This is a genomic window from Polaromonas sp. AER18D-145, from assembly GCF_002379095.1.
Taxonomy (GTDB): domain Bacteria; phylum Pseudomonadota; class Gammaproteobacteria; order Burkholderiales; family Burkholderiaceae_C; genus Polaromonas.
On the sequence record NZ_NBZV01000015.1, the window covers coordinates 1 to 14,808 of the forward strand.

The following is a 14,808-nucleotide window of genomic DNA, read 5'->3' on the forward strand; positions in this document are numbered from 1 at the left end:
CTTCTTCCACCGCCGCGCTTTCAGGCGGCAACAACCGTGCTACTGCACGGTCCTTGAATGCTTGTCCGTATCGAGCCACTTCTATCCTTCATCGCCGTCCCCTGGGTTTTAGGTTCTATCGGGGCGACAACTATTGTGACGCGGGGGGGTCCGCAGCATGGAAACTGCCGAAACTTCAGTCTGTCACGACAAGTAAGTAACCAGTCCTCTGCTCTTGCCCAGAAGCCACTGCGAGCTCACCGATTTGGCTTGGCTGCCTACTCAAAAAACCAAGAGCTCGAATTCCAAGTTATCAGCATCGCCTTGGCCAATGTACGAATCAAAGCTCGAACCAATAGCATCAATCCAGACAAATGCTAGTGACTGCTTGAGGTCAAAGATCGCTGCGACATAGCGATGCAGATAGTCCCCAATCAGCCTGCAGGAGTCGTTGAGTTCTCATGGAACCTGGCTGCCAAAATTGAACGTCAGGTCTGGGGAAAGTTGTGGACCCGGATTGCAGCGAGAGCGGTATTTCGGCGGCCCCTCAAACGGGGGGCTGTTTAAACCACAACATAAGTTGCCGGGTTCGTCGCTATTTTTAATGGAGCGAACTTTCCAAATGAGACAACTAAAAATGCTAGTTTTTGTAGTTGAAGCCGCCACGTTATATCGCAACACCTTGCGGTATATATTACGTTAGGCGTCGCGAACCTCAACTCGTGCATCGCAAAGGAGAAAGTTCATGATCAACCAAACTCAAACCGAACTCGCCAAGACTCTCTGGGAGCAGTCGAGAACTGCCGCACTACAGGCCCACGAGGCATGGGACCTGGTTATGAAGTCCCAGAAGATCCTGATGGACTCGATACGTAGTGCAGGGATGCCTTTCGCACTTGCGGCCGATCAATATGACAAACTAATGGAGTTTCATTCCAAGCAATACAAGGCTGCGCTCGAGTACATGGACAAGATGTCTGTCGAGTACCAGCAGCTCTTGGCACAGCGTAAGAAGTGACGCCTAACCCTTTCATCGAGCGGCCGTTAAGGCTTATGAGCGACGCTTTTCGCCTCCGAGGACTCCCATGACTTTAGTAGCGGCTTGGGTTCGAGTAACGCCGGGAGGCGAAGAGCTTGTCGTTGCGAGTGACAGTCGATTAACCGGCGGGATCACGCTCGATCACGCGCCCAAGATTTTCAGACTTGAGCGGCAAGACGCGGTAATCGCATACTGCGGCCCAACTCTCGTCGCGTACCCAATACTCTTGCAGATAAAGGCTAGTCTGGATGGTCATGAAGAAACAAAATCCCGCATACTGGACATAGTTCACCTTAAATCTCACATCGAGAAGACGATCGAGTCACTGAGGTCAAAAGTTGTGGATCTTCCGAGCAAAGATGGAACTAATCGCGCTTTCAAGTTTCTTCTGGCAGGCTACTCTTGGAAGACAAGTGCATTCCGCATCTGGACATTCCGCTTTGATCTGAAGACTGGAGAATTCAACGCCCACTCTGCCAGGAAAAGTGGGGACTTCGTCTTTATGAGCGATAGCCCCAAGAACGAGAAGCTTGCACTGGATACTCTCGTTCGATGTATACAACTCGCCCCCCATCGATCTCTAAAGCGGCTTGATTGGGAGCCGTTGACTATCCTGATGGATGTAATTCGCGATACATCTATTGAAGACATCGGCGGCCCACCGCAGCTCGTCAAAATCTATAAGCATGCCAATACACTTCCGATAAATATTCTATGGCCGACCAAGGCCGTCAGCTACGGCATACCCTGCCAGAGATTTGAAGTGACTCATCTCGGCAGACCACTACTGGGCTACGAGCGCTCTAGATATCTCACTCTCGACCCCGAGTCTTGCGAGCTTGTGGAGCCATGGCACATCAATGCACGGCTCAATTTACACAACAGTCGCGAACAGGCCTTCGTTCTGACCCAGCTTCGGCTGCGGATTGTCCGTGCAATTGCCGAGGTACGAGATGCACGGGCTAGCAAGCAAGTATTTACTAGGCTGTTCAAAGAAGGTGCGAGTGTTCAAGCATTCCAACGCACCATGGAGCGCATACAGAACACTCACTTCTCTGAATGGCACGATTAGCCCTACACGAGTGGATTACCAAACACCTAAAGTGAAGACGTCTAACATTTCCATCGAGCGGACGCGACTGCTGTCGGCTGTCCCGAGTGTCCGCAGTCAGTCTGATGCGGGCCGCGAACCACGCCCGCGTGTTGCTCAACGCTCAGCATCGGCAGCTCTTTTGGATGCAACTAAGGCCTACAGCCCTTATTCAGAAAGAGCAAGCAGCTATCAAAACAAGAGCAATCCAGCTGATTCAACCTGGCCGCTCAAGCAGACGCGAGGTGCGGCCCGCACCCCGGCGACCGCCCCGAAAGTTACCCCCACACCCTGTGCCTAGGCTGTGGATAAGGTCCTGAACAACCCGCAAATGCCGCGCCGGGGCTGGCGATGCGCGGCATGCTCAAGAAACAGGCAGCTGCAGCGGTGAGCCGTCGGCGGCCAGCGTCTCACCCTTGCGCTCGACGATCAGGCCGTAGGCATGAGGTTGCCGGTGCAGGTCGAAGTTGAAGGTGGTGCGTTTGTAGACGGCGCAAAAATCCAGGTCGCAGCGGGCGATGGCCATCTCGTCGTCCTTGGTCAGGCAGCGCGTCACCACTTCGCCGGACGGGGCGACGATGCAGCTGCCGCCTATGCTGTCCACGCCTTCTTCCAGACCGGCCTTGGCCACGCCCACCACCCAGGTGCCGTTCTGGTAGGCGCCGGCCTGCAGGGACAGCTGGTTGTGGAACAGGGACAGGTCGTCATGCGCCGGCGCCGGCGCGTTGTGCACCGGGGTGTTGTAGCCGATCAGCACCATTTCCACGCCTTGCAGGCCCATCACGCGGTAGGTCTCGGCCCAGCGCCTGTCGTTGCACAGAGCCATGCCCATGACGCCGCCAAAGGCCTGCGTCACGCCCCACCCGGGGCCGGGGGTGAAGTAGCGCTTTTCCAGGTGCTGAAAGCGCCGCCAGGGCTCGTGCTCCTTGTGGCCCGGCAGGTGCACCTTGCGGTACTTGGCCACGATGTTGCCGCTGCGGTCCACCAGGATGGAGGTGTTGTAGCGCGCCGTACCCGTGGCCTCTTGCGCCAGCTCGGCATAACCCAGGTAGAAGCCCACGCCCAGCTCCCGCGACAGGTCGAACAGCGGCTGCGTCGCGGCGTTGGGCATGGACTGCTCGAAGAAGCTGTTGATCTCGGCCTCGTCCTCGATGTACCAGCGCGGGAAGAAGGTGGTCAGCGCCAGTTCGGGAAAAACGATGAGCTGCGCACCCACGGCGTGGGCCTGGCGCATGAGATCGCAGAGGCGGGCCACCACCTGGGTGCGCGAGTCGGCGCGCTGGATGGGGCCGAGCTGGCCGAGGGCGACGTTGAGATAGCGGGGCATAAGTGAACGGGTAAAGGTTGAAAAAAGGCAGGCTTCGACGGCTCAGCCCGAACGGAGGGAGGAGGGCATGGGCGCCGGCATTACGCGGGGCGATTGGCCAGCGCCAGCACCACCTGCAGCAGCAGCTGTGCGCCGCGCTGCAGGTCGGCAGGCTCGGTGTGCTCGCGCACGTTGTGGCTCAGGCCGCCTGCGCTGGGCACAAAAATCATGGCGCTGGGGCAGACACGGGCCAGCATTTGCGCGTCGTGCCCGGCACCGCTGGGCATGCGCTGGTGGCTGCAGCCCAGGGCCTGCGCGTGCTGCTCCACCAGGTCCACCACCATGGGGTCAAAGTCCACCGGCTCAAAACGGGCCAGTGCGCGTGAGGAGATGCGCACGCCTTCGGCCCGGGCTGCTTGCTGTACATAGGCGTGCAGGTCCGCCTCGGCCTGTGCCAGCGCGGCGCTGTCGGTGTTGCGCAGGTCCACGGTGAACACGGCTTTTTGCGCGATGACGTTGATCAGGTTGGGGCTGAGCCGCAGGGCGCCCACGGTGGCCAGTTGGCGGCCACCCATGCGCGCACTGAGCTCGCGCACAAACACCGCCACTTGTGCAGCCACCAGTGCGGCATCGTGGCGCAGCGCCATGGGTGTGGTGCCGGCGTGGTTGGACTGGCCTTCCACCGTGAACTCGGTCCACGAGATGCCTTGCACGCCTTCGACCACGCCGATCTGCAGGCCCATCTGTTCCAACACCGGGCCTTGCTCGATGTGCAGCTCCACAAAGCTGTCCACCACCGGCGCGCCCACGGGGGCCGTGCCCTGGTAGCCGATGCGCTGCAGCTCGGCCTGCACCGACACGCCGTCGGCATCACAGGTGGCGAGTGCGTCTGGCAGCGGCAGGCCGCCGACATAGACCAGGCTGCCCATCATGTCGGGCTGGAAGCGCGCGCCTTCTTCGTTGGTGAACACGGCCACGGCCAGCGGGCGGCGGGTTGGCAGGCCCGCCTCGCGCAAGGTGGCCACCACTTCCAGACCGGCCAGCACACCGTAGTTGCCGTCGTACAAACCGCCGGTACGCACGGTGTCGATGTGTGAGCCCATCATCACCGGGGGTCCCTCCTCGGTGCCGGGGAAGGTGCCAATGATGTTGCCAATGGCGTCCACCTCCACGTGCATGTCCAGCGCATGCATGCGCGCCGCCGTCCAGTCGCGGCCCTGGCGGTCGGCATCGGTCAAGGCCAGGCGGTTGACGCCGCCACCGGGCAGCGCGCCGATCTGGCCCAGCGCCTGCAGGCTCTCCAGCAGACGCGGGCCATTGATCTGTGGGGCGGTCATGCGGCCGCTCCGTCCTGCAGCACCTGGGCGGCGCTGCGGCCTACCAGTTGCTGGTACAGGGCAGGGTCGGTGTCGCCCTCGCTGCCGAACAGCAACACGCGGCTGTCCGGCCCCAGGCCCAGCGAGGCGCGGGCGGCGGGGTCTTGCGCCGTGAGCAGGGCCGCAGCCAGGCCCGCCACGGCGGACTCGCCGGCCACGATGGTTGGGTCGCCACCCTGCGGGCTGGCCAGCAGGCGCATAACATCGACGGCGGCGGCATCCGGGATGGTGCAAAACGCATTGGCGCCGGTGGCCAGGAAGTCCCAGGCCAGCAGGGACACCTCGCCACAGGCCAGGCCGGCCATCAAGGTGTCCAGATCGCCCTTGACCGCGACCACGGCGCCGGCGCGCGCGCTTTGCAGCAGGCAGTCGGCACGCTCGGGCTCCACCACCACAAACACCGGGCGTTGCCCGGTGTCGCGCTCCCAGAAATACGCACACACCGCTGCCGCAAAACCCCCCACGCCCGCCTGCACGAAGACATGTGTGGGCCATTGCGGCAGGGCGCTGACGGCCTCGTGCACCATGAGCTGGTAGCCTTGCATCACGTCGCGCGGGATGTCCATGTAGCCGGGGTAGGAGGTGTCGGAAATGACAAACCAGCCATTGGCCCTGGCATCGCGGTCGGCCTGCTGCACCGCATCGTCGTAATTGCCGGTAGTGCGCACCACCTGCGCGCCGTAGCGGGCAATCGCTTCCTTGCGACCCTCGCTCACGGTGGCGTGAATGTAGATGACACAGCGGCAACCCAGCATTTGCGCGCCCCAGGCGACCGAGCGGCCGTGGTTGCCGTCGGTGGCGCAGGTGACGGTGATGTCGGCACAGGCCTGGCGCAGCGCGGGGTCGCTCTGCAGCTCGGCGTGGCTCACGCTGCGGCCCAGGCGCTGGCCCATTTCGCGGCACAGCAGGCGAGCCACGGCGTAAGCCCCGCCCAGTGCCTTGAAGCTGCCCAGGCCGAAACGCGAGCCTTCGTCCTTGTAGTGGATGCTGGCCACACCTGCGGTGCGGGCGAGCCCGGACAGGGAACACAAGGGCGTTTGCGCGTAGCCGGACCAGGAGGTGATGACGGCCCTGGCTTGCTCCAGGGCCGCCGTGCTGAGCAGCGTGCTGCGGTGCGCACCATAGGGCTCGCCGGGTTGAAAGCGGGGATTGGGCAGCAGGGTGAAGGGGTGTTGAGCTAAAGCGTTCATGGGGGTGGGAGGGTTCAGAGAGGAGATTCAAGGTCGGCCAGTTGCGCATGGACTTGTTCGATGGCGGCCATGCGGGCGCGGGCTTTTTTGGGCAACTGGGCCAGCGTGGCGGTGGCCAGGTAGTTGATGAGGCTGATGGCGCTCACATAGGAGTCAAAAATCGGCTCGTCCTGCGGCGGGCAAATGAACAGGGCCTGGGCCCGCGCCGCCAGCGCCGACACGCGGGCATCGCTCACCAGCACCAGTGCGGCGCCGGCATCACAGGCAATGCCCACCACCTGGGACAGGCGGCGGGTGCGGCGGCGAAAGTCCATGGCCAGCAGCACGTCGTTCGGCTGGATTTCGGCCAGCAGTTCGGCGTCTTCACCCGTGCCTTCATTGAGCAGATGGACCTCGGCGCGCATCTGCGACAGCAGCGCCCGCGCATAGGACGCCGCCATGTAGCCGTTGCGGTAACCGACCACCCAGACGCGGGGCGCGCCCGCCAGCAGTCTGGCCGCCTGCTGCACGCTGGAATCGGTCACGCTGTCGGCCAGGGCCTGCAATTGCTGGACGTCTTGCGCCATGTGGTGTTGCAGCGGGCTGGCACTGGTGCCCTGCTGTGCCATGCGGTACAGCGGCGAGGGCTGGGGTGTGCCGTTGCGCTGGTGCTGCCGGAAGGCCTGGAAGTCGGCAAAGCCCAGGCGTTTGAAGAAACGCGCCGTGCTGGCCTTGGAGACACCGGCCAGCGCCGCCAGCTCGGTGGCGCTGTAGGCGAGCAGGTCCTTCTCGTGGGCCAGCACCACGTCGGCCAGTTTGCGGTCCACCAGGGACAGCGCCGAGTAGTGCGCCTGAATCCGTTCGCGCAGGGGGATGGTCTTGGCCTTGGTCATGGCAGAGCGGCTGAGAGGTTTTGGTGCCGATGCCCCCAAAAGAGAGCGTATGCACCATTGTGAAACATATTTTTCATGGATTTATGGTTAAGAAACACATATTTCATATTGTCCGGCCTCTGTTTGCAAGGGCAATGCCATGCGAAACAGGTGGCATACATTTTGCGAAAGAGGTGGGGTCCCCCCATCATCTTTACAGGAACCCTTCCATGAAATTCAAAGCACTCTCCACTCTGGCTGGCCTGTTTGCCAGCGCCGTCCTGATCGTGGCCACGCCGGCCCACGCGGCGGATGAATCCCTCTCGACCGTGCTGGCCAAGAAGTCGATTGCCCTGGGCGTCGCCTCCGACTTTCCGCCTTATGGCTACATGGGCGCGGACTTCAAACTCACCGGCGTGGACGTGGCCACAGCGCAACTGATCGCCGACAAGCTGGGCGTGAAGGCCGAGTTTGTGCCGGTGAGCACACCCAACCGCATCCCCTATCTGCAGACCAAGAAGATTGACCTGATCGTCTCGGCCCTGGGCAAGAACCCGGAGCGCGAGAAGGTGATCGACTTCACCGTGGCCTACGCCCCGTTCTTCCAGGCCGTGTTCGGCCCCAAGGCGCTGAGCATCAAGAGTTTTGACGACCTGGCCGGCAAGAGCATTGCCGTGACCCGCGGCACCATCCAGGACGACGTGCTGCAAAAGGTGGCTCCTCCCACGCTGAAAATCCAGCGCTTCGAGGACGATGCCACCACCGTCGCCGCCTTCATCTCCCAGCAAACCCAGTTGCTGGCCACCGGCGCCGCCGTGGCCGCGGCTGCAGTGCAGAAGAACCCGCAGGTGCAGGCCGAGTACAAGCTGCTGCTGAAAGACTCGCCCAACTTCATCGGCGTGCGCAAGGGTGAAACCGCGCTGCTGAACAAAGTGAATGAAATCCTGCGCGCCGCCAAGGCCGATGGCACGCTGGAGCAGTATTCGCAAAAATGGCTGGGCCGCGGCACCGGCGTGTTGCCTGATTAAGGCTGTTGGGCGTTTCATAAAACAAGACACGAATCTCATGCCCGTTCGCCCTGAGCCTGTCGAAGGGCTTCGACAAGCTCAGCCCGAACGGAGTGGGTGCATCGCTTCAGCAACATTCCTGAACCACCATGATTGAATTCAACTTTGTCACCGTGCTGGAACAGTGGCCCATGCTGCTGCGCGGGCTGGGCCTGACGGTGGCGCTCACCGCCGTTTCGGCGGTGCTCGGTGTCGTGGTGGGCACGGCGTGTGCCTGGGCCCGGCTGCATGGCGGCTCGGTCCTGAAACGGGGGGTGGGTGCCTATGTGGAGCTGATGCGCAACACGCCCTTCATCATCCAGTTGTTCTTTATCTTCTTTGGCCTGCCTTCGCTGGGTGTGCGCCTGTCGGTGGAAATGGCAAGCGTGCTGGCCATGGTGTTGAACCTGGGGGCCTATGCCTGCGAGATCGTGCGTGCCGGCCTGCAGTCCACGCCCAGGGGTCAGCTGGAAGCCGCCATGAGCCTGGCGCTGTCGCCCTGGCAAACCTTCTCGCGCGTGGTGCTGCCCCCGGCACTGGCGCGCATCTGGCCGGCGCTGGTGAGCCAGATCATCATTGTGATGCTGGGGTCGGCGGTCTGCGGGCAGATCTCGGCGGAAGAACTCTCGCAGGCGGCCAATCTCATCTCCAGCCGCACGTTCCGCAGTTTCGAGTCTTACATCATCGTCACCGTGGTCTATCTGCTGCTGGCGATTGGCGTGCGGCAGCTGCTGTACTGGGCCGGACCGCGCTTCCTTTTTTCCAGCCGCTAACGGGCACGCAACCATGGTTCAGTTTTCGCTCTGGGATATTTTTACCTTTTTGCTCGGCGCCCTGCGCTGGACGGTGGCGCTCTCGCTGATTGCCTTCGTTGGTGGCGGGCTGGTGGGCATGGGCCTGCTCTTGCTGCGGTTTGCCAAGGTGCGCGGCGCGGCCACGGCGGTGGCCTGGTACGTGCAGATTTTTCAAGGCACGCCGCTGCTGATGCAACTGTTTCTGGTGTACTTTGGCCTGGCCCTGCTGGGCATGGACACCTCGCCGCTGGTGTCCGCGGCGATTTGCCTCACCCTGTATGCGAGTGCCTACCTGACTGAAATCTGGCGCGGTTGTGTCAACGCCATTCCGAAAGGCCAGTGGGAAGCCTCCACCACCCTGGCGCTGAATTTCACGCAGCAGATGCGCCATGTGATCCTGCCGCAGGCGCTGCGCGTGGCCATTGCACCCACGGTGGGCTTTCTGGTGCAGATCATCAAGGGCACGGCGCTGGCCTCGGTCATCGGGTTTGTCGAGCTGACCAAGGCCGGCCAGATGATCTCCAACGCCACCTACCAACCCTTTCTGGCCTACACCTTTGTCGGCCTTTTGTACTTTGCCCTGTGCTACCCGCTGTCGTGGTGGAGCCAGCGGCTGGAAAACCGCCGTCTGGCCTGATTTATGACCCCACCATCACCTAATCCCCCGTTTGCACTGGTCGACATCCGGGGCCTGCACAAGAGTTTTGGCGCCACCGAAGTGCTCAAGGGCATCGACCTGCAGGTCGGGCGCAAGGAAGTGGTCTGCATCATCGGCAAGAGCGGCTCGGGCAAGAGCACCTTGCTGCGCTGCATCAACGGGCTGGAGACCTTCGAGCGCGGCAACCTGGCCGTGGACGGCCAGGCCCTGCAACACAGCGACGCCAACGCCATGCGCGAGTTGCGCCAGCAGGTCGGCATGATTTTCCAGAGCTTCAACCTCTTTCCCCACCTGAGCGCCGGGCGCAATGTGATGCTGGCGCCTACGCTGGTCAAGGGCTTGCCCAGGGAAGAAGCGCGCACGCGTGCCCAGGCGCTGCTCGAACGTGTGGGACTGGGCAGCCTGTTTGACCGCATGCCCGATCAACTCTCGGGCGGGCAGCAGCAGCGCGTGGCCATTGCGCGTGCGCTGGCCATGGACCCCACGGTGCTGTTGTGCGATGAGATCACCTCGGCCCTGGACCCGGAACTGGTCGGCGAAGTGCTGCAGGTGGTGGAGATGCTGGCCAACGAGGGCATGACGCTGATTCTGGTCACCCATGAAATGGCCTTTGCCCGCAAGGTGAGCGACCGCGTGGTGTTCATGCACCAGGGGCTGATTCACGAAGCGGGCACGCCGGACGAAATTTTCAACCGCCCCCAGACGCCCGAGCTGCGGCAGTTTCTGGCTGTCTTGCACGACTGATCGCGGAAAGCCTCGGTTGGTGGGGCTGGTGTTGTTCGAAACACAGCATGGGGCAGATGATCTTTATAAGAAAAAAGGCCTTCTGTCCTTATGTCGTGAGCGCAAGCAGCTATCAAAACAGGAGCGTTTCGGCCGGTTCAGCCGTGATCGGTAAAGACGGTTGGAGCTGCGGTTCCGCATCAGCGCCCCCCTCAAGTTACCCCCACGCCCTGTTGTCTAGGCTGTGGATAAGGGCCTGAACAACTCTCGAATGCCGCGCCAATGCTGGTTCTGCCGGGCTTGCTCAAGAAACAGGCAAGGGCGGCGCCGGAGGGCGGTGATGTTTTCATCAGTCATGACACCACACCGTTCGGGCTGAGCCTGTCGAAGCCTGTCCTGAGCTTGACGAAGGGCCCTTCGATCCTTCGACAAGCTCAGGACAGGCCAAGCTCAGGGCGAACGGTCGTAAATTGCCTCTGATGAGTTATTGAAGTCTCAATAGTCTTTCAGGTCCGGCACCAGGGCGGCCAGCTTTTCATAATCGAGTTCGAGGCTGCCAGGCTGCAGCAGCGACTGCATCTGTTTTCTGATGGGTTCGGCCAGGGCATCGGCTGCGGCGGAGGGTACGCGTCCCTGCGCCCGCAGCAGAAACACCTCGCGGACGATGCCGGGTGCGGCCAGCGGCTTGATGGCAATCTGGCTGCTGGTGAAGTGGGACAGCGTCAGGCTCGGCACCAGGCTGATGCCGACCCCGCTCTCCACCAGACCCCGCACCGCCTCCAGCCGTTCGACTTCCATCACCGTGTTGGGTTTGTGCGGCCGCAAGGCCGCGTCGATCTGGTGGCGCAGGCGTGTGGTCGTCGTGAAGTGGATAAACGGAAACTGCACCAGCTCTTCAATCGTGATGGCCGCCTTGCCGGCGAGCACGTGGTCTTTCCTGCAGACGACGTAGAAGCGGTCAAGGCACAGCAGTTCCTTGTGGATGTCGGCGTCTTTTGCGTCGATGGTGGACAGGGCCAGGTCCACCTTGCCTTCCCGCACCAGGTCCACGCAGGGCTGGGGCAGGGCATCGACCACCTCGATGTCGATGGCCGGGTGTTTGCGCCGGTAGTCGGCCACCACCACCGGCAGGAAGCGCGCGCACAGCGACGGGATGCCGGCGACCGCCACGCGGTCCACGATGCTGAGGTCGCGGCAAACGCTGCCCATGACATCGTCGAAGTGCGACACCACGTCGCGTGCGGCGCGTTCAAAGCGCCCGCCGGCTGCGGTCAGGTCAACTTTGCGGGTGTCGCGGTCAAACAGCCTGGCGGCCAGCGTGTCTTCCAGTGAACGGATCAGGGAGCTGAAGGCGGGCTGGGACAAATGCATTTGCTCGGCGGCGCGTGTGAAGCTGCGCAGGTCAGCCAGTGCCAGGAAAGCACGCAGTTGACGTGTGGACAGGTTCATCCGTGCGGATGATACCCAAGGATGCCGCGGGCCAGCCCCGAGGCGCCGGCCCGCCGGGCCGATTGATTCGGTTTTCCTTTGAGTCTCATCCGGAATTTGGAATTCACAGGCGGCCCGGCTTGCGCCATAGTCCGTCTGGCGTGACCAGTCACACCTTGCTTCAACATCGCGTTCCCTGTGAAAGCCCCTTCATGAAGACTATCCGCATCGGTGCCGGCGCCGGCTACTCGGGCGACCGCATTCCCCCCGCCGTGGAGCTGGCGGAAAAGGGGGACCTCGACTACCTGGTGTTCGAGTGCCTGGCCGAGCGCACCATCGCCCTGGCCCAGCTCGAGCGCAGCAAGGACGCGCGTCTGGGCTTCGACCCCCTGCTGCGGGACCGCATGGAGGCGGTGCTGCTGGCCTGCGCCGGCAGAGGGGTGAAGATCATCACCAACATGGGGGCCGCCAACCCGCAGGCGGCCGGGCAGGAAGTCATCCGCATCGCGCGCGAGCTGGGGCTGGACCGCCTGAAGGTGGCGGTGGTCCAGGGCGACGACGTGTTGCCCGGCCTGCAGGACCAGGACCTGACCCTGCTGGAAAGCGGCGCACCGCTGCAGTCCCTGGGCAGTGCCGTGTTGTCGGCCAATGCCTATCTCGGTGCCGAGGCCCTGGTGCGGGCGCTGCGTCTGGGCGCGGACGTGGTCATCACCGGGCGGGTCGCCGACCCGGCCCTGTTTCTTGCGCCGCTCATCCATGAGTTCGACTGGTCCATGTCGGACTGGCAGAAGATGGGCCAGGGCACGGTGGTGGGCCATCTGCTGGAATGCGCCGGGCAGGTGACCGGCGGATATTTTGCCGACCCCGGTTACCGCGATGTGCCCGACCTGGCCCGCCTGGGGTTTCCCTTGGCGGAGGTATCGGCCGACGGGAGCGCCATCATCACCAAGGTGACCGGTTCGGGCGGCTGCGTCACCACCGCCACCTGCGCGGCGCAACTGCTGTATGAAGTTGAAAACCCCGCCAGCTACCTGCAGCCCGATGTAGTGGCGGACTTTTCCAAGGTCACGCTGACCCAGGTCGGCCCTGACCGCGTGCGGATCGAGGGCGCCCAAGGACATCAGCGCCCGCCAACGCTGAAGGTCACCGTGGGTTACCGCGACGGCTTCATCGGGGAAGGGCAGATTTCCTACGCGGGCCTGGGGGCCGAGGCGCGGGGCCGGCTGGCGCTGGACGTCCTGAAGCAGCGCCTGGAAGCCTCGGACATCCAGGCGCTCGACAGCCGTTATGAACTCATCGGGGTCAACGCCATGCATGGCCAGACCCTGTCCGCCGGCCACACGCCTTATGAAGTCCGGGCGCGTGTGGCCATGCGTGTTGCCACCCTGAAAGAGGCGGAGCGTGTGGCCAACGAGGTCGAAGCCATGTACCTCAACGGGCCGGCCGGGGGCGGTGGTGTCACGAAGTCGGTCCGCGAGGTGATCGCCGCGGCGTCCACCCTGGTGCCGCGCGACCTGGTTCAGACCTCAGTCACCATGATGGAGCTTTAAAAAATGCTGCTGCGCGAGATAGCCCACACCCGTACCGGCGACAAGGGCAACCGGTCCATCATTTCCGTGATCGCCTACGACCTCAAGGACTTCCCGGCGATCGAGCGTGCCGTCACCGCGGAGCGGGTGCGCGCGTATTACGCCGATACCGTCAAGGGCGAGGTCGAGCGTTATGTGGTGCCGCATCTGGGCGCCCTGAACTTCGTGCTGCACGACGCGCTGGACGGGGGCGTGACCCGGTCCCTGGCGCTGGACGCACATGGCAAATGCCTGAGCTCCGCCATTCTGGGCATGGCCATCGAATAAGCTAGGGATGTTTTCGTGATTCATGACACCCCGCCGTTCGGGCTGAGCCGCCCGTCCTGAGCGCCGTCGAAGGGGTCGAAGGCGAACGGTCGCAAGTAAACGCATTCAACAATTTTTAAACAGGAGACATCAACATGAAGTGCAAGTCGATTCTTTTCGCGGCTGCGGCCAGTTTTTCCCTGGCCGCGTTCGGCCAGGCGTATCCGAACAAGCCGATCAAGGCCATCGTGCCCTTTGCGGCGGGCAGCGCCACCGACCAGATTGGACGCGCTTTCGCGGCCAAGATGTCGGAAACGCTGGGGCAGACCATCGTGGTCGAGAACAAGGCCGGCGTCAACGGCATGCTGGGGGCCGATGCTGTCGCCAAGGCTGCACCGGACGGCTACACCATCCTGATCGGAACCAACAGCACCAACGCCGCGCTCAAGAGCCTGATGAAAAAGCTCCCCTACGACCAGGACACGGCCTTTGCGCCGCTGGGCTACATGGGTTCGGTGCCGCTGATCGTGGCCGTCAACAACGACGTGCCGGCCAAAAACCTGCGCGAATTCGTGGACCTGGCCAAGGCCAAACCGGGCCATGTCACTTTTGCCAGCGCCAGCACCTCGCAACTGGTGTCGTCTGAAATGATGGCCGGCATGGCGGGCATCCAGATGACCAACGTGCCCTACAAAAGTGGTCCTGCGGCCATGACCGACCTCATCGGCGGCCAGGTGATGATGTTCACCGCCGACTTTGCCGTCATGCTGCCGCAGGTCAAGGGCGGCAAGGTCCGCGGCCTGGCGGTGACTTCGAGCAAACGCTCACCCGCGGTGCCGGAACTGCCAACGGTCAACGAAGCCCTGGGCCTGAAGGACTATGAGCTGATCGCCTACTTCGCCATGTTTGCGCCGGCCGGCACGCCGCCCGACATCATTGCCAAACTGAACCAGGCCATCAATGCCGCGGCACAGAGCAAGGACCTGCAGGAAAAATTCGCACCGATCGGCTTCCTGGTCGAGCCCGGAACGCCTGAAGCCCTGGCCCAGCGCAGCAAGCTGGAAACGGTGAAGTGGGCCAAGGCCATCCGCGACGCGAAGATCGAGCCGCAATAAGGCGTCGGACCGGCACAACCAGGCCCGCCTGCGCCGCGTGAGCGCGGTCGGCGCGGGCACGGGTGGATGTGGATAATCGGCCTCCATCCCTTGTCTACTGGGCGCAGCAAGCTATCAAAAACAGAGCGCTTTTGATGCCGGCGACAGTCAGTAGCGAGCCGAACAGATGCAGTCGCAGTTGTTGGGTTGAACGCAAGAAAACACAAGTTAGGGGCGTACTTTTGAGATGAGATTCTTGATAGACACCGCGCTGTGCGCATCCCCTTGAGGGGGCGGCTCCTGCCGCCCCCTCAAGGGGTTCCGGTCAGAGCTCATATCCCAACATATCCCAATCGACTAGACTAGACCGCACTGCTGCCTATCAGGCGCTGTCGTTCC

At 62.7% G+C, this 14,808-nt stretch carries 14 protein-coding genes; 9 read left to right on the top strand and 5 right to left on the bottom strand.

The annotated features are described in order from the left end of the window. Positions 1-724 precede the first annotated feature (724 nt). Both B7G52_RS09575 and B7G52_RS09580 read left to right on the top strand, forming a co-directional pair. A complete protein-coding gene (locus tag B7G52_RS09575; RefSeq protein WP_096697387.1) occupies positions 725-997 on the top strand; it encodes a hypothetical protein in 273 nt (90 codons plus the stop codon). 67 nt (positions 998-1,064) lie between these two features. After that, positions 1,065-2,090, top strand: a complete 1,026-nt coding sequence (locus B7G52_RS09580; protein ID WP_096697388.1) for a hypothetical protein — start codon at positions 1,065-1,067, stop codon at positions 2,088-2,090. A gap of 382 nt (positions 2,091-2,472) precedes the next feature. Here the strand turns inward: B7G52_RS09580 and B7G52_RS09585 are convergent, their stop codons facing one another. From B7G52_RS09585 to B7G52_RS09600, 4 genes are all read right to left on the bottom strand, one after another. Continuing rightward, positions 2,473-3,435, bottom strand: coding sequence for an N-carbamoyl-D-amino-acid hydrolase (locus tag B7G52_RS09585; RefSeq protein WP_096697389.1), 963 nt, complete (start codon positions 3,433-3,435; stop codon positions 2,473-2,475). Between the two features lie 80 nt (positions 3,436-3,515). Continuing rightward, positions 3,516-4,751 (bottom strand): Zn-dependent hydrolase, encoded by a 1,236-nt coding sequence (locus B7G52_RS09590; RefSeq protein ID WP_096697390.1) that lies wholly within the window; start codon positions 4,749-4,751, stop codon positions 3,516-3,518. Then, a complete protein-coding gene (locus tag B7G52_RS09595) occupies positions 4,748-5,980 on the bottom strand; it encodes a diaminopropionate ammonia-lyase (protein WP_096697391.1) in 1,233 nt (410 codons plus the stop codon). Before B7G52_RS09595 ends, B7G52_RS09590 begins: the two co-directional genes overlap by 4 nt. 14 nt (positions 5,981-5,994) lie before the next feature. Then, positions 5,995-6,852 (bottom strand): MurR/RpiR family transcriptional regulator, encoded by an 858-nt coding sequence (locus B7G52_RS09600; RefSeq protein WP_096697392.1) that lies wholly within the window; start codon positions 6,850-6,852, stop codon positions 5,995-5,997. Positions 6,853-7,061: 209 nt separating this feature from the next. On the opposite strand from B7G52_RS09600, the gene B7G52_RS09605 reads away from it, so the two are divergent. The 4 genes from B7G52_RS09605 to B7G52_RS09620 all read left to right on the top strand — a co-directional run bounded on the left by B7G52_RS09605 (position 7,062) and on the right by B7G52_RS09620 (position 10,073). Beyond that, complete coding sequence (locus B7G52_RS09605) at positions 7,062-7,859, top strand: transporter substrate-binding domain-containing protein (protein ID WP_096697393.1); 798 nt, start codon at positions 7,062-7,064, stop codon at positions 7,857-7,859. A 128-nt stretch (positions 7,860-7,987) separates the two neighbouring features. Further along, complete coding sequence (locus B7G52_RS09610; RefSeq protein ID WP_096697394.1) at positions 7,988-8,650, top strand: amino acid ABC transporter permease; 663 nt, start codon at positions 7,988-7,990, stop codon at positions 8,648-8,650. Positions 8,651-8,663: 13 nt separating this feature from the next. Next, entirely contained in the window at positions 8,664-9,308 is a 645-nt protein-coding gene (locus B7G52_RS09615; RefSeq protein WP_096697395.1) for an amino acid ABC transporter permease, read from the top strand. Between the two features lie 3 nt (positions 9,309-9,311). Then, complete coding sequence (locus tag B7G52_RS09620; protein WP_096697396.1) at positions 9,312-10,073, top strand: amino acid ABC transporter ATP-binding protein; 762 nt, start codon at positions 9,312-9,314, stop codon at positions 10,071-10,073. A 474-nt stretch (positions 10,074-10,547) separates the two neighbouring features. On the opposite strand, the gene B7G52_RS09630 is transcribed toward B7G52_RS09620, so the two are convergent. Further along, the gene (locus tag B7G52_RS09630; RefSeq protein WP_096697398.1) at positions 10,548-11,501 is read right to left on the bottom strand and encodes a LysR family transcriptional regulator; all 954 of its coding nucleotides are present in this window, start codon (positions 11,499-11,501) and stop codon (positions 10,548-10,550) included. 191 nt (positions 11,502-11,692) lie between these two features. On the opposite strand from B7G52_RS09630, the gene B7G52_RS09635 reads away from it, so the two are divergent. The 3 genes from B7G52_RS09635 to B7G52_RS09645 all read left to right on the top strand — a co-directional run bounded on the left by B7G52_RS09635 (position 11,693) and on the right by B7G52_RS09645 (position 14,430). Next, positions 11,693-13,030, top strand: a complete 1,338-nt coding sequence (locus B7G52_RS09635; RefSeq protein ID WP_096697399.1) for an acyclic terpene utilization AtuA family protein — start codon at positions 11,693-11,695, stop codon at positions 13,028-13,030. Positions 13,031-13,033: 3 nt separating this feature from the next. Then, positions 13,034-13,336 carry a hypothetical protein gene (locus B7G52_RS09640; protein ID WP_096697400.1) on the top strand — a complete coding sequence of 101 codons (303 nt, stop codon included), beginning with the start codon at positions 13,034-13,036 and terminating at the stop codon, positions 13,334-13,336. 134 nt (positions 13,337-13,470) lie between these two features. Then, entirely contained in the window at positions 13,471-14,430 is a 960-nt protein-coding gene (locus B7G52_RS09645; RefSeq protein WP_096697401.1) for a tripartite tricarboxylate transporter substrate binding protein, read from the top strand. The last annotated feature ends 378 nt before the right edge of the window (positions 14,431-14,808 follow it).

What these genes read in the sequence shown, in the direction of transcription:
- B7G52_RS09575 (WP_096697387.1), top strand. Translation starts at nt 725, where the DNA reads ATGATCAACCAAACTCAAACCGAACTCGCCAAGACTCTCTGGGAGCAG.
- B7G52_RS09580 (WP_096697388.1), top strand. Translation starts at nt 1,065, where the DNA reads ATGACTTTAGTAGCGGCTTGGGTTCGAGTAACGCCGGGAGGCGAAGAG.
- B7G52_RS09585 (WP_096697389.1), bottom strand. Translation starts at nt 3,435, where the DNA reads ATGCCCCGCTATCTCAACGTCGCCCTCGGCCAGCTCGGCCCCATCCAG.
- B7G52_RS09590 (WP_096697390.1), bottom strand. Translation starts at nt 4,751, where the DNA reads ATGACCGCCCCACAGATCAATGGCCCGCGTCTGCTGGAGAGCCTGCAG.
- B7G52_RS09595 (WP_096697391.1), bottom strand. Translation starts at nt 5,980, where the DNA reads ATGAACGCTTTAGCTCAACACCCCTTCACCCTGCTGCCCAATCCCCGC.
- B7G52_RS09600 (WP_096697392.1), bottom strand. Translation starts at nt 6,852, where the DNA reads ATGACCAAGGCCAAGACCATCCCCCTGCGCGAACGGATTCAGGCGCAC.
- B7G52_RS09605 (WP_096697393.1), top strand. Translation starts at nt 7,062, where the DNA reads ATGAAATTCAAAGCACTCTCCACTCTGGCTGGCCTGTTTGCCAGCGCC.
- B7G52_RS09610 (WP_096697394.1), top strand. Translation starts at nt 7,988, where the DNA reads ATGATTGAATTCAACTTTGTCACCGTGCTGGAACAGTGGCCCATGCTG.
- B7G52_RS09615 (WP_096697395.1), top strand. Translation starts at nt 8,664, where the DNA reads ATGGTTCAGTTTTCGCTCTGGGATATTTTTACCTTTTTGCTCGGCGCC.
- B7G52_RS09620 (WP_096697396.1), top strand. Translation starts at nt 9,312, where the DNA reads ATGACCCCACCATCACCTAATCCCCCGTTTGCACTGGTCGACATCCGG.
- B7G52_RS09630 (WP_096697398.1), bottom strand. Translation starts at nt 11,501, where the DNA reads ATGAACCTGTCCACACGTCAACTGCGTGCTTTCCTGGCACTGGCTGAC.
- B7G52_RS09635 (WP_096697399.1), top strand. Translation starts at nt 11,693, where the DNA reads ATGAAGACTATCCGCATCGGTGCCGGCGCCGGCTACTCGGGCGACCGC.
- B7G52_RS09640 (WP_096697400.1), top strand. Translation starts at nt 13,034, where the DNA reads ATGCTGCTGCGCGAGATAGCCCACACCCGTACCGGCGACAAGGGCAAC.
- B7G52_RS09645 (WP_096697401.1), top strand. Translation starts at nt 13,471, where the DNA reads ATGAAGTGCAAGTCGATTCTTTTCGCGGCTGCGGCCAGTTTTTCCCTG.